This is a genomic window from Luteibacter rhizovicinus (genome assembly GCF_004342265.1).
GTDB classification, from domain to species: Bacteria; Pseudomonadota; Gammaproteobacteria; order Xanthomonadales; family Rhodanobacteraceae; genus Luteibacter; species Luteibacter rhizovicinus_B.
The window spans coordinates 107,812-126,196 of sequence record NZ_SMCS01000008.1 but is presented as its reverse complement, the minus strand read 5'-3'; the positions used below and the strand labels follow the sequence as shown (position 1 = coordinate 126,196).

15 protein-coding genes are annotated in these 18,385 nt (G+C 61.9%); 12 read left to right on the top strand and 3 right to left on the bottom strand.

Features of this window, described 5'->3' with window-relative positions; translation table 11 throughout:
* Positions 1-107 precede the first annotated feature (107 nt).
* Together EC912_RS16900 and EC912_RS16895 are read left to right on the top strand one after the other, a co-directional pair.
* Entirely contained in the window at positions 108-3,509 is a 3,402-nt protein-coding gene (locus EC912_RS16900; RefSeq protein WP_132146370.1) for an SIR2 family NAD-dependent protein deacylase, read from the top strand.
* 314 nt (positions 3,510-3,823) lie between these two features.
* Complete coding sequence (locus EC912_RS16895) at positions 3,824-4,819, top strand: restriction endonuclease (protein ID WP_132146367.1); 996 nt, start codon at positions 3,824-3,826, stop codon at positions 4,817-4,819.
* Positions 4,820-5,159: 340 nt separating this feature from the next.
* Here EC912_RS16895 and EC912_RS16890 read toward each other — a convergent pair whose 3' ends face one another.
* Together EC912_RS16890 and EC912_RS16885 are read right to left on the bottom strand one after the other, a co-directional pair.
* On the bottom strand, positions 5,160-6,413 hold the full coding sequence (locus EC912_RS16890; RefSeq protein ID WP_132146364.1) for a tyrosine-type recombinase/integrase: 1,254 nt from the start codon (positions 6,411-6,413) through the stop codon (positions 5,160-5,162).
* Between the two features lie 178 nt (positions 6,414-6,591).
* Positions 6,592-7,455, bottom strand: a complete 864-nt coding sequence (locus tag EC912_RS16885; RefSeq protein WP_132146361.1) for a YicC/YloC family endoribonuclease — start codon at positions 7,453-7,455, stop codon at positions 6,592-6,594.
* A 77-nt stretch (positions 7,456-7,532) separates the two neighbouring features.
* Here EC912_RS16885 and rph point away from each other — a divergent pair, with 77 nt between their 5' ends.
* The 8 genes from rph (at position 7,533) to pepQ (ending at position 15,240) form a co-directional block, all read left to right on the top strand.
* A complete protein-coding gene (gene rph, locus EC912_RS16880) occupies positions 7,533-8,261 on the top strand; it encodes a ribonuclease PH (protein ID WP_132146358.1) in 729 nt (242 codons plus the stop codon).
* Entirely contained in the window at positions 8,261-8,770 is a 510-nt protein-coding gene (locus EC912_RS16875; protein ID WP_132146355.1) for a GNAT family N-acetyltransferase, read from the top strand. The genes rph and EC912_RS16875 overlap by 1 nt, the downstream gene beginning before the upstream one ends.
* Positions 8,771-8,774: 4 nt before the next feature.
* Positions 8,775-9,365, top strand: coding sequence for an RdgB/HAM1 family non-canonical purine NTP pyrophosphatase (gene rdgB, locus EC912_RS16870; protein WP_132146352.1), 591 nt, complete (start codon positions 8,775-8,777; stop codon positions 9,363-9,365).
* Complete coding sequence (gene hemW / locus EC912_RS16865) at positions 9,365-10,522, top strand: radical SAM family heme chaperone HemW (protein ID WP_132146349.1); 1,158 nt, start codon at positions 9,365-9,367, stop codon at positions 10,520-10,522. Before rdgB ends, hemW begins: the two co-directional genes overlap by 1 nt.
* Positions 10,523-10,619: 97 nt before the next feature.
* A complete protein-coding gene (locus EC912_RS16860; RefSeq protein ID WP_165973654.1) occupies positions 10,620-12,827 on the top strand; it encodes a DUF1631 family protein in 2,208 nt (735 codons plus the stop codon).
* Positions 12,824-13,168 (top strand): PilZ domain-containing protein, encoded by a 345-nt coding sequence (locus EC912_RS16855; RefSeq protein ID WP_132146343.1) that lies wholly within the window; start codon positions 12,824-12,826, stop codon positions 13,166-13,168. The genes EC912_RS16860 and EC912_RS16855 overlap by 4 nt, the downstream gene beginning before the upstream one ends.
* A gap of 53 nt (positions 13,169-13,221) precedes the next feature.
* On the top strand, positions 13,222-13,839 hold the full coding sequence (locus EC912_RS16850; RefSeq protein ID WP_132146340.1) for a hypothetical protein: 618 nt from the start codon (positions 13,222-13,224) through the stop codon (positions 13,837-13,839).
* Between the two features lie 78 nt (positions 13,840-13,917).
* Positions 13,918-15,240: a Xaa-Pro dipeptidase gene (gene pepQ / locus EC912_RS16845; RefSeq protein WP_132146337.1), complete on the top strand. Its 1,323-nt coding sequence runs from the start codon at positions 13,918-13,920 to the stop codon at positions 15,238-15,240.
* Positions 15,241-15,368: 128 nt separating this feature from the next.
* On the opposite strand, the gene EC912_RS16840 is transcribed toward pepQ, so the two are convergent.
* On the bottom strand, positions 15,369-16,442 hold the full coding sequence (locus tag EC912_RS16840) for an acyltransferase family protein (protein ID WP_132146334.1): 1,074 nt from the start codon (positions 16,440-16,442) through the stop codon (positions 15,369-15,371).
* A gap of 133 nt (positions 16,443-16,575) precedes the next feature.
* On the opposite strand from EC912_RS16840, the gene cydP reads away from it, so the two are divergent.
* Both cydP and EC912_RS16830 read left to right on the top strand, forming a co-directional pair.
* A complete protein-coding gene (cydP, locus tag EC912_RS16835) occupies positions 16,576-16,809 on the top strand; it encodes a cytochrome oxidase putative small subunit CydP (RefSeq protein ID WP_132146331.1) in 234 nt (77 codons plus the stop codon).
* Positions 16,809-18,377 (top strand): cytochrome ubiquinol oxidase subunit I, encoded by a 1,569-nt coding sequence (locus EC912_RS16830; protein WP_207906884.1) that lies wholly within the window; start codon positions 16,809-16,811, stop codon positions 18,375-18,377. The genes cydP and EC912_RS16830 overlap by 1 nt, the downstream gene beginning before the upstream one ends.
* Positions 18,378-18,385: the final 8 nt, after the last annotated feature.

Genomic DNA, 18,385 nt, shown 5'->3' with positions numbered 1-18,385 from the left:
GCGGAAAGGGCGCCGCAGTTCTCGTTGGCTCGGGATTCAGCCGAAATGCAACGCTCGCTACGGCGGACACCCCGGAACCGCCGCTCTGGGAGACGCTGAGGCATGCGATGACTAAGCGGCTTTACCCGAAATCCCCGTCATCCGCCACCTTCGACCCGCTACGTTTAGCTGAAGAGTTTCGTGCATATTTTGGACAGAGCGCGCTTGATGACTTCATCCGCGCGTCTATTCCGGATGACTCGTGGTATCCGGGCGAAGTTCACAACCGTCTTTTGGAACTACCCTGGTCGGACGTCCTCACAACAAATTGGGATACGCTTCTCGAACGGTCAGCGCGGTCAGTTCTCACACACAATTACGACGTTGTGCATGCGGCGACGGACCTTGCGCACACCCGCTCGCCACGCATTGTTAAGCTGCATGGCACCATTAACGGTAGAGAGCCGTATACCTTCACCGAAGAGGACTACCGCACTTATCCTGCACGCAATGCCGCCATGGTAAATTTCGCGCGTCAAGTCTTCATTGAGAATGAACTATGCCTCGTTGGCTTCTCAGGCGATGATCCGAATTTCCTACAATGGTCTGGTTGGGTGCGCGACCATCTCGCGACTTCATCTCGGCGTATCTACCTCGTCGGCGTCCTCGGACTCGCTCCCGCGTCGAGGAAGCTTTTAGAGTCCCGGAATGTTGCTCCCATCGACCTGGGTCCGCTAGTGGAGCATCTACCCGCTCGTGATCAGCATGCAGCAGCAAACGAGTTGTTTGTCACGCATCTTGAGAATTCTCGCTTGCCCGCTAGTCACGAGTGGGCCGTGAAAGTAACCGTTCAAGACACTTTCATTCCTGCCGCAGAGGCAGAGCTGAGGAAAAGCCCTGAGTACGCGCACGCGAAACTTCTCGGCGCATACGTCGACCTTAGGGCAGAGCGCGAGGGTTACCCGGGCTGGCTGATTTGTCCATCCTCCCAGCGCCGCCAACTCGGTTATCAGATCAACGGGATTGAGGAGCGGATTCGCGTCGCCCAACCTAAATTGACGAGCGAGGAGATTGTTGAGCTCGCTGCGGACCTTGCTTGGCGTTACGAAGCGTCACTGGGAACGTTAAGCCGCTTCGCGTGCGAGTTCCTTGCAAATACTGTCCTCACGCAGGACATGTCGAGCCTACCCCGCTCAGCGCACCGCAGTTTACTTTCAACTCTCCTCCGAGACTCGCGTGAGCGTGGAAATTTCGAAGCTTTCGAGAAATGGGCAGCCATCCTAAGGACGCTCGGCCGCCACGATAGGGACGCCCTTGCCGAGTTAGCCTACCAACAGTGCCTTCGTCTCCGTGACGGTATGGAACTTGAGGCACTGGAGACCAGTCTCGATGCGATCGAAGGGGCCGATCCCGTTTGGCTCCTCCGAAAAGCATCCTTGCTGGCAACGCTCTGCCGATGGACAGACGCCGAGGCCCTCCTAAGAAAGGCACTCGACGATATCCGTGAACGAACGGCGAATGCGCGCGACTCCATCTGGCTAAGGTCAAGGCGCACTTGGGGTCAGTGGCTTCTATCGGCAACACTTTTTGTTAGCAAGGACACGAGACGAGACGCCGACTTCTCTCGCGATACGGCATACCATTGCAACCCCTGGGACGAAATTCAGACACTTCGTTCCGAAGTTGAGTCAGCGGTACGTGACCGAGCATCTCGCTCTGCGACTATTGTGACTCCGTTATTCAGTCCGGGCGCCTACCGCGACAACAGCAACACGATTCACTTCCGATCGGCTCCCGTTGACGCACCGTTGCGCACACTTGTACGTTTCATGGAGAGCGTGGGCATGCCAGCCGCCTCAAGGCGGGTAAATTTCGTCGACTTTTTCGCCGATGCCCTCTCGCTCGCCGAGCCGGAAACGCTGCAGTGGTACTCGCAGGTACTGCAGTACACCACTGATGACAAGAAGACGGTCGTCAATTCACATCTTGGCCGCATATCGATTGCTCGCATGGACGCGAGCTTGGTCAACGCTTTGTATGCCTCGATACTTCGGTCCATCGACTACTGGCGTCAGCGCACTGTCCGTCGGAGTGAGGACGAGCTTCGGGCACCGGCAGAAGAGCTGACTAAGTTAATTGCGTTACTCTTCCGCATCACGCCGCGACTGAATAGCGAAGACGCATCGCGGTGCTTCGATTTAGCTATGAAGCTAGCCCTCGAAGTTACGTCTGATCGTGATAAGTTTATCAAGACGACTTCGGACCTGATCACCCATGCCGCTAAAGCGATGTCGAAAGACGCGCGGAAAGATGCATGCCTCAAGGCATTTGAATTTCCGGTTGACGGAGAACATGCCGCCGCCACGCGTGACGATGACTGGCCCGATCCGTTCGAAGCGCTGGAAGTCGATGACTTGATGCCGATTAGGCTCAATGACCCGGAACGTTGGTCCGCACGCGTAAGTAACCTACTCAAGCTGTCCACCATTGAAGGCCAACGGCGGCGAGCTGTCGGAAGACTCACCAGTATGTGCCTCGCTGGCGAACTCACTAGTCTCGAATGTGAGACATTTGGTGAAGCCATATGGGGCCTAACAACGCCGGTATTCGGCTTACCGGCTTCGACGTCTCTGCACGCCGCCGTCTACATGCGCCTCCCTCACCCAAGGGCCATCGAACCTCTGGCCTTGCTCCGACGGTGGCTTTTCGGCGACCTGGCCGCGACCGCGCGAGATAAACATCGACTAGCGGCAGTCGGATTCGCCGCGCACGAACGATGGGGGTCGATTCGACCAACGCCTAGTGAGGCACAGTCGCTAATCGTCGAAATTCTCTCGGATGCACGAACCGTCGCAAATGACGATAGCCTAGCGGCGGCTTTCTCTTCTTCGAAAGATAGGGTCCAGAGGTTCTCCGGAATAGCGCTAGCGATGTCGGCGCTTCCCGCTACGCGAGAGATAACGACGCAACTATTCTCCGAACTCCTTTCCGCGATAGAAGAGATTCCCCTTCCCGCTGCGATGGCTGGCTTGCCATACCTCGCAAACAGCTCTCGCTCAGAATCGATTGTGACCTCAATTCAAAGAGGCTTATTCGGAACCAATTTCGCACAAGTTGCATCAGCCGCTGATGCCATATGGACGTGGGCCAAGCTTGGCAAATCGAGGGCGCGTGAAAAGGTGCCAGCGCGCTTGATCGACTCGCTTCTTCTCGTGCTCGAATCGCGGCTTAGCATAGGGCTATCAGCTGTTATGCATGCATGCCGACTACTGTTAGAAGGCGGCCACTTAGACAAGCCGTCGAAGCTTAAGGTTGCGGGCGCAGTGGCGGCGATTGCGCGGGAGTACAGCTACGAGAGCATCGACCCACTTGACAGGCGAGCGGTGTCAGCCTCGATGATTCGAGAGGAGTGCGTACGTCTTGCGCTAACCCTCAACCTCGAGCCGGAGCACGGCTTCTTGTATGACTGGCTTAAAGAATCGGTCAACGATCCGCTGCCCGAAGTCCGGCGCGCGGCGGGGAGTCTTTGAGATCCCAAGCATACAGCAAGCTACAAGGTGCGCCTTGTCGAAGCAAAAGGTTACGCCACACCGGCACGCCCCGGCTGTCGCCGGCCACCCCTAGTCGCCGGAACCAACCAGGAGGATCAATTGGCCGATAGCCCACTAAACGCCGCACTACGGCACTTCGAGGCCGCAGAGGCAAATCTTCTTAAAGCTGAAAGGATCTTAGGCGAGATCGATGCCGCGATCCCTAAGGGAATCGTGTTTGGAGAGGACTCGGTTTACGAGAGCAACTGTAGGCATTTTGACGTTTTAGTGAACGCTTTACCGAAGATCGATGGATGGAAGCCAACCATCGCACTCATGGATTTGGACGAGATTGCTCAGAATCGCTTAGAGCGAAGGAAGTTGGGGAGATTGAGTGCTTCATCTCGGTCGAGCGCCAGATAGGGGAGCCAGCCCGTCTCCTCAGGGACTATCGATTTCGCTTTGATCAGAAGCGTCGCGAGTTGATTCGTAGCTCGGTCGTCGAACTTGTGGACGCAATCGATGCAAACCTGCGCACGATGACCGACCTTGCGTCCAACAAAGATCAATGGAGCAAGAAGATTGAACATGGGGAGTTCGATCAGCTAAAGCAGCACGTTGCTGAAATCAACACGCTACTTGGTAGTAGCGTAGGCAGGCCCGGCCGATGGATGGATCTGCAACGTCACCTGCATTTTGGGATGATCGGGGACCTGCACGACATCATCGAGAACGATTGGCCGAGCGTCAAAGCCGGCTTGCGCAAGTCCCTGTACGGCGAGAAGGAACCGGTCCCTATGGGGATCGAAGACTTGGGCGAGCTGGTTAGCCAAAAACCGAGAAGGCCAGTTGCAACAAAGCTACTTTGGTCGGTCTTGACCGACGAGGAGTTCGAACGCCTTATCTTTGTTCTCCTGTCGCTGGAGCACCACTACGAGAACCCCGAATGGCTGATGAAGACTAGCGCCCCGGATCGCGGTAGAGATCTTTCAGTTCATAGGATTCATGATGATCCGCTTGGAGGAAAGTTTCGGCAGCGCTTAATCATTCAATGCAAACATTGGCAAACGAAAAGTGTGAACCTTCCGGATATTGCATCTCTTAGAGAACAGGTAAAGCTTTGGCAACCGCCTAGGATCGATGTATGCGTAATAGCAACGTCTGGGCGATTCACATCGGATGCTGTGGCATGGGTAGAAGCACATAACATGTCAGATAGCGCCTTGAGCATTGAAATGTGGCCAGAAAGCCATCTTGAGCGGCTGCTCGCCAGCAGGCCTGCGGTGATAGCGGAGTTCGGACTACGGTAGGGCGCGGTGTAAAATCTGTCCCCATGGTGTCAGCAGGGAGCGAAGCTTCCTCGCCTCACTTCGACCTTTCGAGGCCATGCAGGTATCGACCTAGAAAAATGCCTGCATGCGCCTAAGGAAGCGGCACGTCAGCAGAAATGACAGCGAACAGGACGCCGCGTCTATGAAGAACATTGAGGACTTGCGGGCGACGCGAAGATCTTGTAAATATCTGCGCCCGCTCCCCGTCCACGAGTTGGACGACGTACGTCGCTACAGCGCCGTCGTTCAGCCCGCGATACGGTACGGGACACCGTTTTCAATGGTTATTTTTTATCGAAGAATATCCGTAGATTTGATGCTACCACTTGGTGGCTTGAGGGTTATCAAGCGCTTCTGTTTCAACCCGACTAAGAAAGTCGGCCCAGCGCTGTAACGCCTCGCGCCGCTCGTCGATATAGTCGTAACGGTTATATACGCCAACGAGACCCTTGATCGAATGATTCAAGCACCGCTCTGCGACGTGTGGAGCGATGCCCAGTGCCTCTAGGTGTGTCCGGGCGGTGCGCCTGAGGTCATGCAAGGTGAAATGGTCCACCGATGCCATGAGAGGCCTTACGCACTTGGCAAGCGCTGCATTGATGGTATCCGCACTGATGTAGGGAACCATACGGCTTTGCATTTTCCTAGCCGGCAGGAGCCACTCACTTCCCTCAGCTAGTTCTATTAGCTTTTTCACAGCTGCAACCGCTTGGGTCGGCAGCGGAATACTGATCCCTCTTTCCGACTTCGTGCGAACTGCCGGAATTCGCCAGAGCGACTCAGCAAGGTCGAATTCGTCTATGCACGCCTGAATCAACTCAGATTTGCGCACCGCGAGCATCAGAAGCAAGCGAACAGAAAGGCCGTTCTGAATGGTCCATCCATTCGCCTTGTCCATTGCAGTCAGCAGCGACCGGATCTCAGAGACCGATAACCATCGAGTCCTCGATCGCGCCTTGCCTCCGGCATCCGAAGAATCGAACATCGATGCCGGGTTGCTCTGCATCCGCCCCAGCTTCATACCGAAATTAAAAATCTGCGTAAGACACCCAAGAATCTTCGTCGACGTGGATGGCGCATCCTTCGCAATCCCGCGAATGAACTTATCTACGTGCGAAGGCCTAATATCGGCAAGAGACAGAGCTCCAATGGCCGGCTTGATCCTGTTGTTGATCCACGATCTAACGATTTCAGGATGTTTCAGCCGGCCCGCGATATATCGATCGTAGAAGTTGTCGGCTAGCGCCCCGACAGTGAGGCCGTCACGCTCCGCGAGGACCCTTTCACTCACGGCCTTGACCCGATCTTTTTTAAGATGCGCGACATCGTGGCCGAGTGCAATCTCGGCCCTAAGCTTTTTCGCCCGTGCTCTCGCTTCAGCGAGCGAGAGATCACGGTAGCTGCCCAGGTGAAGAGTCCTAGGCTGTCCACCGATGCTGTATCGCAGAAACCACCGGGGATAGAGATCCCGGCTCCGATATCGAAGCCAGAGATTGTCGCCATCCCCCCGAGCTTCGAATCGCTCAGCGTTCTTCATCCAATCGTTGATGAGCGTTTTTGAAAGCTTCCCCACAAGCATTCCTCTGCGTGTACCCAATCAAGGAACTAGTCCTTGGGTACACGCTAGGGTACACGAGGTTCATGACTATCCGAGAGACATCCATAGACAACGGTGGACGTGTAACTGCCCTGAAAGCAGGCAACTACTTAACTTTCTTCTTGAAAGAGGCGGACGTAGATCACCCGAGACATCACTCGATGTTCTGCACCTGCTCGCGCATCTGCTCGATCAGCACCTTCAGCTCAACCGCGGCATTGGTGGTGCGCGAATCGATGGACTTGGAGCCCAGCGTATTGGCTTCGCGGTTGAACTCCTGCATCAGGAAGTCCAGACGGCGACCCACCGGCTCCTTCAGCGCCAGCACGCGGCGGGCCTCGAAAATATGGGTTTTCAGGCGATCCAGCTCTTCGTCGACGTCGACCCGGGTGATCTGGAGTACCAGTTCCTGCTCCAGCCGGCCCGGCTCGACCGGCTGGCGCACATCGGCCAGACGCGTCTCCAGGCGAGCGCGCAGGGCGGTGCGGATCTCCGGCAGCCAGCCGCGCACGTCGCCGACGATGCGTTCGATCTGGTCCAGGCGCTCGGCGATCATTTCGCCCAGCTTCTGGCCTTCGCGGCCACGGGTATCGGCCAGCACGACCAGCGCGCGGTCGAGAACGTCCATCAGCGCCGCCTGCAACGCGTCGGTATCGGTTTCCGTCTGCTGGAGCACGCCCGGAAAACGCAACAGTTCGGTGAACTCGATCGACATGCGCGGAAACCGTGCCTCCATGTCCAGCGCCAGCTCGGACAGGCGCGCCAGCACCGAGCCGTTGATCTTGAGGGTATCGGCGGCCAGGCCCTCGCTGCGCAGGCGCACGGTCACGTCGACCTTGCCGCGCGACAGGCGACTGGCGATCCGCTCGCGCAGCGCGCCTTCGAAGTTGCGCATGTCCTCGGGCAGCCGGGGGCTGATTTCGAGGTAACGGTGGTTCACCGTGCGAAGTTCGCAGGTCAGGGAACCGGACGGGCCGGCGTGCTCCGCGGAGGCGTAGGCGGTCATGCTGCGAATCATCGGGAAGCCTGCTTGCACGGAGGGAAAGGTGGCAATGGTAAACTTTCCCACTCGCCGCCCCAACTCAAGCCATTCCTATGACCGTCTCCCGACCCAGCGGACGCGCCGCCGACCAGCTGCGCGCCGTCACCATCGAGCGCCACTACACCCGCCACGCGGAGGGTTCCGTCCTGGTCTCCTTCGGCGACACCCGCGTCCTGTGCACGGCCAGCATCGAAGAACGCGTGCCACCCTGGCTGCGCGGCAAGGGTGAGGGCTGGGTCACGGCCGAATACGGCATGCTCCCCCGCGCCACCTCCGACCGCACCCAGCGCGAAGCCGCGCGCGGCGGCCAGGGCGGCCGCACCATGGAAATCCAGCGCCTGATCGGTCGCTCGCTGCGCGCCTGCGTCGACCGCGCCGCTCTCGGCGAGCGCGTCATCACGCTCGATTGCGATGTGATCCAGGCCGATGGCGGCACCCGTACCGCCGCCATCACCGGCGCGTACGTCGCACTGGTGGATGCGGTCGCCACGCTGACCAAGCGCGGTGCCATCAAGCGCAATCCGATCCTCGGCGCCGTGGCGGCCGTTTCGGTCGGCATCTACCAGGGCATGCCGGTACTCGACCTCGACTACGCCGAGGACGCGAACTGCGATACCGACATGAACGTTGTCATGAACGACGGCGGCGGCTTCATCGAGCTGCAGGGCACCGCCGAAGGCCATGCCTTCCGCCGCGACGAACTCGACGCACTGCTCGAACTCGCCGGCAAGGGTGTCACCGAACTCGTCGTCGCCCAGCGCGCCGCACTGGAACTGCCGTAATGGTCGATATTCGCGCCGCTACACCAGACGACCTCGAAGGCATCGCCGCGGTACACCGCGCCGCGTTCGGTCGCGATGGCGAGGCGAATCTCGCGGTTCTTCTCCATGAAGCCGGCCGGGCCACCGTTTCGCTGGTGGCCGACGATGACGGCGCCATCGTGGGGCACGTGCTGTTTTCACCCGTGACGATCGAACACGGCGACGACGGCAAATCGCTCGGCCTCGCGCCAGTCGGCGTGTTGCCCGAACTCCAGCGCCAGGGCATCGGCCGCATGCTGATCGAAGAAGGCATCGGCGCCTGCTTCGTCGCGAATGCGCGTGCGATCTTCGTGCTCGGTTCGCCTGTGTATTACTCGGGCTTCGGCTTCGGTAAAGCGTCCGCGCACGACCTGCACGACGCCTACGAAGGCGGCAACGCGTTCCAGGTCATGCCGCTGACCGTCGACGGTCTCGGCGACTATCGCGGACGTGTCGAGTACGCGCCCGAATTCGCCTCGCTCGGAACGTAAGCGCATGCGTATCGTCCTGGGCTCAAGCAATGCCGGCAAGGTCGCCGAACTCAATCAGCTGCTCGAAGGCAGCGGCATCGATCTGGTCACCCAGTCTTCGCTCGGCGTTTCCGACGCCGACGAAACGGGCCTGACCTTCGTCGAGAACGCGCTGATCAAGGCGCGTCACGCGGCGCGCGTCACGGGTTTTCCCGCGCTGGCCGACGACTCCGGCATCTGCGTCGACGCACTCGGCGGCGCTCCCGGACTTTACGCGGCCCGCTACGCCGGCACGCACGGCGACAACGCGGCGAATAACGCAAAGCTGCTACGCGAACTCAACGGCGTGCAGCCCGAATTCCGTCGCGCGTACTTCATCGCCGTACTGGTCCTGCTGCGCCATGCCGACGATCCGGCGCCGCTGATCGCCGAAGGGCGCTGGCATGGCCGCATCCTCGAAGCGCCGCGCGGCGAACAAGGCTTCGGTTACGACCCGCTCTTCCTTCCCGACGGCCACGATATCAGCGCCGCCGAACTCGATCCCGCCAGCAAGAACCGGCTGAGCCATCGTGGCCAGGCGCTCGAGATCCTTCGCGCGCGCTTCGCGGAATTCTGATGATCCTCCAGCCGCCGCCGCTTTCGCTTTACGTCCACATGCCGTGGTGCGTAAAGAAATGTCCGTACTGCGACTTCAATTCGCACGGACTGCGCGGCACACCGCCTTACGACGATTACATCGACGCACTGCTGGCCGATCTGGACGCCGATCTTCGCGACTTCGGCGAAGCGCTGGAAGGCCGCCCGATCGAAACGGTTTTCTTTGGCGGCGGCACGCCGAGCCTGTTCTCTCCCGAGCTGGTCGCGCGCTTCCTCGACGGTGCGCGCGAACGCCTGCCCTTCGTCGATGCCGCCGAAGTGACACTGGAAACCAATCCCGGCACGGTCGAGCACGGTCGTTTCGACGGTTATCTCGCCGCTGGCGTGAACCGCATTTCCTTCGGCGTGCAAAGTTTCGACGACGACGCATTGCGTCGCCTCGGACGCATCCATTCCTCGGACGAAGCGGCCGATGCGGTTCGCAAGGCGCAGGATGCCGGTTACGACAACATCAATCTCGATCTGATGTACGCGTTGCCGAAACAGACGCTGGATGGCGCACTGAACGACGTCGAGCGCGCCATCGCGCTCGCACCCACGCATATCTCGCATTACCAGCTCACGCTGGAGCCGAACACGGCATTCGCGGCCAATCCGCCGCCCCTGCCCGACGACGACGACGCATGGGCGATCCAGGAAGCCTGCGAGGCACGACTGGCCGCGGCAGGCTACGGTCAGTACGAAATTTCGGCTTATGCCCGGCCGGATCGACGCTGCGCACACAATCTCAATTACTGGCGCTTCGGCGATTACCTCGGCATCGGTGCCGGTGCGCACGGGAAGATCAGCGATGCGAACGGCGTACGCCGGCGCTGGAAGACGCGCCATCCGAACGCGTATCTGCAGACTCCGGGACAGCCGGGGCGGATCGGCGGCGACACCGTCATCGATGCATCCGACCTGCCCTTCGAATACATGCTCAACGCGCTACGCCTGATCGACGGCGTGCCACTTGCCGATTTTGCGCAACGCACAGGCCAGCCCGCGGACACCATCGCCGCGGATATCGCCGCATGCGTCGCCCGGGGCTGGCTTCAGGACAATCCGGAAGCGCTGCACACGACGGCCCTCGGCCAACGTTTCCTCAACGACGTCATCGGCGCGTTCATGCACTAAGCGGTCCGGTCTAGGCCGGATGGTGGATGCTGGTCGCGCTGGCGCGCCCACGGCGACGCCCTTAGACTGCATCGAAGGTCGGGGAGGACCTTACGTCATGAGCGCAGAGCCGCAGGCCCCCTCATACAGGCAACGGGCGACCCGGGTCGCTCTTTCCGCGCGCGCGGAACACGAGGTCGGCGAAGGACTGAGCCTATGCCTGCACTGGTTGCAGATGCCATTGCGCGAATCGTTGCGCGACTTCGATCAACGCCTGTTTTCCCGCGCCGAAAGCATCCGCGACCATCTCGATCAGCAGGCATGCTTCGACAGCCGTGCCGCCATCCAGCGTGAAGCCAGCGGTTTCCAGGAGCGCTTCGCAGCGCATGTGATGCAGTGTTTCCGCTCCCTGGGCGATACGCCCGAAGAGCACACCGCTCCCACCGAACACCTGGCCCTGAGCCTTGTCGACCCCGTCGAACAGGAACAGGGCGACGCGCTGGCCAGCATTGCGGCGCGCGGCGAAGCACGCAACGCCAGCACGCTTTTCGAACTGGGCTACCGCATGGCCGTTCTGGCGGGTACGCCACCGCTGGAAGGCGATGCGTTGCCGGTCGGCCCCCGTGCGCTTGCTGCCGCCCTGCGTGTCGCCGCCGCACCGATCGAGCTGTCGGCCGCACACAGAATCCTGCTTTTCCAGGCCGTCGACAGTCGCCTGATAACTGCGGCGGATTCGCTCTACGGCGCACTCAACGAGCACTACAAGACGCGAGGCATCCTCGCCGGGTTTCGTATTTTTCCGCATGCGCGCGTGGCTTCCACGTCACGAACACGCGTCACGGAAGCCACGCCGCCGGGCGATAACGCGCATACGCCCCTCGCGGACGCAGTAACCAGTCAGAACATCGGTGTGCTGGAAAGCCTGCGCGATCTGCTCGCACAACGCGCGCAGCACGGCCATGCGCCGGTAGCGACACAAGCTCGCCTGGCGACCGACGACGAACTGCAGACCGCGCTTTCGGCCTTGCAAGGCCATCTGACCGATGTGGCCGACAAGGCGTCGCGCGAAATTCGCAGCGCCCAGCGACTGCGCGACGAATTGCTCGCCCAGCTCGACAGCGTTCGTCCTGCCGGATCGGCGCCCGCCGAACTGACGCCGGAGCACGGCGATACCGTCGAACTGACCGCGATGCTGTTCGAGAATCTGGCGCGCGAACTGCAGACGCACGGCGCCGGCCGTTCGGTACTGGGCGGTTTGCAATGGCCGATCCTGCGGGCGGCCGTGAACGATCGCGGTTTCTTCGACCAGCGGGAACATCCCGCGCGTCAGCTTCTGGACACCGTCGCGGAAGCGGCCCACGACTGGCTCGATCCCGCCGACGGCGAAGCCGACCGCGGGCTGGTCGACCGTCTCGAACGTCTTGTCCTCGACGCCGGACAAGGCCAGGTCATCGATCCGGCCTGGCGCGCCGATATCGAACAGCAGGTCGCGCAGCTGAAGCGCAAGGCGCATGTCGCCGAACGTCGGCAGATCGAAACGATGGAAGGACGCGACCGCCTGGATCGGGCGCGGCGTCGCGCCGGCGAACTGATGCGCGAACGTCTGGGCTTCGGCCCGGCCGCACCGCGCGGCGTGCTGCGCATCCTTCTGGAACGTACCTGGTCCGACGTGCTCGCGCTGCACATTCTGCGCGGCGGAGAAACCGGCGAGGCCTTCGTCGCCTGCCTCGATGTCACCGATCAGCTGCTTGGCCGGCACCCGGTCGTCGATGCCGAGCGCCTGCGCGCGGATGTCGAAGCCGGGCTGGAACATCTCGGCATGCATCGGGACGAGGCGTCGCAGGTAGCCCGCGGCCTTCTGGAAACACCCGACGCGCCCACGGGGAATGCCGAACGGCTGACGCCTACCGATGTCGCCATGCGGCTGAAACAGCGGCCGCGCCTGGGCGAAAGCAGCGCCCCAGGACACGAGCCCGCGCCGGAGGTTCGTCCGACGCCTCTGGACCCGCGATCCAAACGCATTTACGACGGCTTCGCGGACCTTCGCTTCGGCACCTGGTTCGAATTCCACTACGCCGATGGCACCTCCACGCATCGCAAACTCGCCTGGTTTTCGCCGGCAACGGGACGCTGTCTCTTCGTGAATGCGCGCGGCGTGCGCTGCGACGATATCGACCTGACCCGGCTCGCCCGTCTCGTCGCCAGTGGCGAAGCAAAGGAATGGACCGACCGGCGCGCGTCCTTCATCGATCGCGCCTGGGCGGCCGTGGCGCGCAACCTCCGCAGGGCGGGCCTGCATACCGATTCCATGGCGGACTCCGCATGAACGAACTCGAACAGCGTCGCGCACCGCGAAAACGCGCCACGTCGCCCATGCCCGTGGTCGACGTCATGACCGATCGCGTCGTCGGCCAGCTGGGCAATCTTTCCGCCACGGGAATGATGCTCATCGGACTCGAAGCGCCGCGCATGGCCGGCATTTACCAGGTCGCCTTCGCGCTGCGCGATGCCCAGCATCGCGAGCACCGGGTCGAGATCGGCATACAGGAACAATGGAACGAACCCGCCGCCACGCAAGGCCAGTTCTGGTCGGGCTTCCGCATCGTGGCGGCCAGCGAAGACGATATCCGCGCCATCGACGAGTGGATCGGCCCGGCGACGGACTAGACCGGGCGCACTCGCGCGCGCACCATGGCGCGCCTGATGTTACGTATAGCGCCATGACCGACGACACCACGATCCTCGTGGACACCCAGCTCGAACGCGAAGACGCTGCCGCCGCCGCGATGGATCTCTATCGCCGGCTGGTAGGCGACGGCACCCTTGGCGCGCAGCCAAGCGACGAGGTGTCGCCGAGATTCAGGACGCTGGACGACCGGCTCGCGGGAACCGGGACCGGCATCCATGCCGTGACCATCCACGCGAATGGCCATCGATGGGTCGCCGACGATCGGGGCGGCGCCCGGCTGGTCGACGGCGGTCGGGAGAACGGGATTTTCTGTCGCTACGATGGCGGCTTCGTCGTGCAATGTCCCGACTGCCATTACGATCTCTCGCTGGGCGACGAAGGCAGCGAAGCGCTGGAAGAAGCGCTTGCGGTCTGGTGCGACACACCCGATTCCGCCTATGTGGCCTGCCCCGCCTGCGCCACCTGGACGCCGCTCACGACATGGCGTTCGCCCCGGCACGACTTTGCCGTGGGGCACTTCGGCATCTCGTTGCATGGGCGGCAACTGCGCGAACTGATCCATTCCGGAGGCACCCACGCCAGCTTCGCCCTGCGCCACCAACTGGGCGATCTGGCCGGCGAATACACCGTGATTTTCAGCCGGGGTTAGGCCCTGACGCTTGGCTCCGGCGGCCGGGAGGCGCACCATTAGCTCTTTGCCTTTCGCCCACTTCCCCCGGAGTCAGCCATGATCGATACGCTTGCCGCGCTATATCCCCAGCACCTTGCCACGCTGCGCGAGCGCACCGACACCGCCCTGGCGCGCGGCGGCTTCGACCATCTCGTGGTGCCTGCCGGCCGGCCGATCACCAAATTCCTCGACGATCTGGACTACCCGTTCATCGTCAACCCGCATTTCAAGCACTGGCTCCCGCTGACCGATGCGCCGGGCAGCTGGCTGGTCTATACACCGGGCGAAAAACCGAAACTGATTTTCCTGCAGCCGCGCGACTACTGGCACGTGGTGCCCGAAGCGCCGACCGGCTACTGGGTCGATGACTTCGACATCGTCATCGTGCGCAAGCCGGCCGATGCCATCGCCGAGCTGCCCTCCGGCACGGCCCGGAGCGCGATCATCGGCGACGATCACTGCGCCCTGCAGGACGTCCGTCCGAATAACCCGCAGGCCGTGATCGACCACCTGCACTACCACCGCGCATATAAGACACCCTACGAACTGGAGCTGATGCGCGAAGCCAACCGCCGCGGCACGCGCGGCCATCGCGCCGCCGAACAGGCGTTCCGGGCTGGCGAAAGCGAGTTCGGCATCCATATGGCGTATCTGAAGACGGTGGTCCAGACCGACGCCGAGCTGCCTTATGCCAGCATCGTCAGTCTCAACGAGCATGGCGCCGTGCTGCATTACACGAATTTCGATCGCTCGGCGCCCGCGCGCGGCCGTTCGTTCCTGATCGATGCGGGCGCCAGCGCCAGCGGTTACGCCAGCGACATCACGCGCACCTATGCCAGCGCGGATGCCGGCGAATTCCAGGCCCTGATCGACTCCGTCGATGTCGCCCAGCGTGGTTTCGTCGCGCGCGTGCGTGCAGGACAGAGCTATCCCGAACTGCACGTCCATGCCCACCACGTGCTCGCTGGCGTGCTGCGCGAGCATGGATTTATCCGCATGAGCGCCGAAAGCGCCGTGGAGTCGGGCGTTACGTCCGCATTCCTGCCGCACGGCCTGGGTCATGGCATCGGTATGCAGGTGCACGACGTCGGGGGGTTCCAGGCATCGGAAACGGGCGGCACGATCGCCAGGCCCGAAGGCCACCCCTTCCTGCGCCTGACGCGTCGCCTGGAAACGGGCATGGTCGTCACGATCGAGCCGGGCATCTATTTCATCGACATGCTGCTGGCCGAACTGAAGAACAAGCCGTTCGCCGGCGACATCGACTGGGCGAAGGTCGACTCGTTCCGCCAGTACGGCGGCATCCGCATAGAAGACGATGTGGTGTGCACGGACGGCGAGCCGGAGAACCTGACGCGGGATGCGTTCGCGCAGCTGTAACGGAACATCTCTGTAGGAGCGCGCCTGCGCGCGAAGGGTGCTTGCGGCGGGGCATATCGTTGCGCCGTCGCAACCTGGTTTTCGCGCGCAGGCGCGCTCCCACAGAAAGCAAGGGACGCCAGCTCCGATCACACTTTCAGATAGATCTTCCGCGCATCCATCGCGCGCACCACGATCCACCACACCGCGACAAACGCCAGCCCGTACGCCACCGACGGCACATACGGTCCGAAGCGCGGCGTCATCCAGCCGGCGAAAACGTGCTGATACAGCGGGCCGTTGATGCCCAGTCCGATCAGCAGATAAACCATCAGGCCCGAACCCGCGTACGCCGCAATGGCATTGACGCCAAACGCCCTGCCGACCGCGGGCCAGCCACGACGGTCGATCAGCACGTGGGCCGCCGCGAGCGCCAGCATCGCCCAACCGCCGGTCCACAGGACGTACGACGACGTCCACAGATTTTTGTTGATCGGCACCCAGAACGACGCACACCAACCCGCGATCAGCGCAACGACCGCCCCGGCCAGCAACGCGCGCAAATTGCCGCGGCGCAGCCATTCGCCGGCACGAAGTCCGAGCAGGGTTGTCGCCAGCGAGGGAATGGTGCTCAGCCATCCTTCGGGATCGTGCCCACGGCCGGTCGCCGGATCGGTCGCATAGACGAAGTGACCCAGCACCGCACTATCGAACCGGCTGACGATGTTCGACCAGGGTTCGAGCGAACCGCCCGCCCACAGCAACAACGCATAGCCCAGCAGCAGCACCGCAGCCAGCAACCACTGCGTACGCGGCCGGGCATAGATGGCGAGCATGGCCGCGGCAGCGAAACACAGTCCGATCCGCTGGAGCACGCCGGGCAAGCGCAGATGGCCGTCGGGTATCGCGATCCACGCGGCGACATTCAGTAAAAGCCCTAACCCGACGATGCGCGAAGCACGCCAGAGCGCGGCCCGGCGGATGGGTGCGCGATCGGCATCCGCCTCCAGTCTCGGCACGATCGCCAGCGTGATCGATACGCCGACGATGAAGAGGAACACCGGAAAAATCAGGTCGGTCGGCGTGCAGCCGTTCCACTCCGAATGTTCCAGCGGCCAATAAACATGACCCCAGTCGCCCGGGTCGTTCACCAGCAACATGGCTGCCACGGTAAGACCGCGCAGGGCGTCGACTGAGGCGTAGCGCACAGCACGATCGATCATGGACAGACAATCTTCGGGTCATGGAATGAGATAGGTTAGCTCGCGGACGGTCGCTTGCGACAATCGGCCATACCGCGAATTTCACCTGCCGGCGTTAGGATGTCGGCCAAGGGGAGACAACCGGAGCCGTTCGATGGACGCATGGGTTCAACGACGTACGCGACGCTGGCGCGATGGGCGTCCTCTTCCAAGGCTTGCTCTCGAGCTGGCCGTCATCGTCGTCATCAAACTCGCCGCTCTCATGCTGATCTGGTACGTCGCCATCCGGCCACTGCCACGCGCCGACACGTCGCCCGACGCCATGGGCAAGGTGCTGGCTCCCGCCTCTTCCGCTACCGTCATCCAAGCCAAGGAACACCAACCATGATCGTCGATCCCGATGTCGTCGGGTTGTCGCGGCTGCAGTTCGCGCTGACCGCGCTTTATCACTTCCTTTTCGTGCCGCTGACCCTGGGCCTGGCCTTCATGCTCGCCATCATGGAGAGCGTCTACGTCATGACCGGCCGCGAGGTCTGGAAGAAAATGACGCAGTTCTGGGGCGTGCTGTTCGGCATCAACTTCGCCATGGGCGTCGCCACCGGCGTCACGATGGAATTCCAGTTCGGTACGAACTGGGCGTATTACTCGCACTACGTCGGCGATATTTTCGGCGCGCCGCTGGCCATCGAAGGCATGATGGCGTTCTTCCTCGAAGGCACGCTGGTCGGCCTGTTCTTCTTCGGGTGGGATCGCATTTCCCGCGTGAAACACCTGCTCGTCACGTGGTTCCTGGCGCTGGCGACCAGCCTTTCCGCGCTGTGGATCCTGATCGCGAACGCCTGGATGCAGAATCCCGTCGGCGCCGCGTTCAATCCCGAAACAATGCGCATGGAGGTCACCTCGTTCAAGGATGTGATCCTGAATCCGGTGGCACAGGCGAAGTTCGTGCACACGGTAAGCGCCGGCTACACGATGGGTGCGATGTTCGTGCTGTCGATCAGCGCCTGGTACCTGCTGCGCGGACGCAATGTCGATTTCGCGAAACGCTCGATGACCGTCGCCGCCAGCTTCGGGCTGGCCGCCGCGCTATCGGTCGTCGTACTTGGCGACGAGTCGGGCTATTCGGTCTCCGAAAACCAGAAGATGAAGATGGCCGCTATCGAGGCCATGTGGGAAACCGAACCGGCGCCTGCATCGTTCACGCTATTCGGCCTGCCCGACGTGAAAACGCACGAAACGCATCTGGCCGTCCGCGTACCCTGGTTGATGGGGCTGATCGGCACGCGCTCCATCGACACGCCGATTCCCGGCATCCGCAACCTGGTGGACGACGCGAAGATCCGCATCGGCAACGGTATCCGCGCATACGACGCCATGCTCGTCCTGCGCGAAAACAAGAACGACGCTCAGGCACGCGCCATTCTGACGCTGCACGACAAGGACATGGGCTATGCGCTGCTGCTGAAGCGCTTCATGGACGATCCGCGCAAGGCCACGCCCGAAGATATCCAGAAGGCCGCGGACAGCACCGTTCCGAATGTGCCCGTGCTGTTCTGGGCGTTCCGCATCATGGTCGCGTGCGGCATGTATTTCATCCTGCTTTTTGGCTACGCCTTCTGGCGCGCCAGCAAGCGGCGCCTCGACGGCCGGGGCTTCCTCACCATCGCCTTCTGGAGCCTGCCGTTACCCTGGGTGGCCGCCGAACTCGGTTGGATCGTCGCCGAATACGGTCGCCAGCCCTGGGCCATCGAAGGCGTACTGCCGACGGCGCTCGGCGCCTCGTCGCTGACCGCCGGCCAGGTATGGATATCGCTGAGCGGCTTCGTACTGTTCTATACGGCGCTGGCGATTATCGACGGCTACCTGATGCTGAAGTTCGCGCGTAAAGGACCGGACGGGCTGGGCCTCTGGCCGCCACGCCCGGATGCCATTCCCGTCACCGCAGCCACGACCTGAAGGAGAAC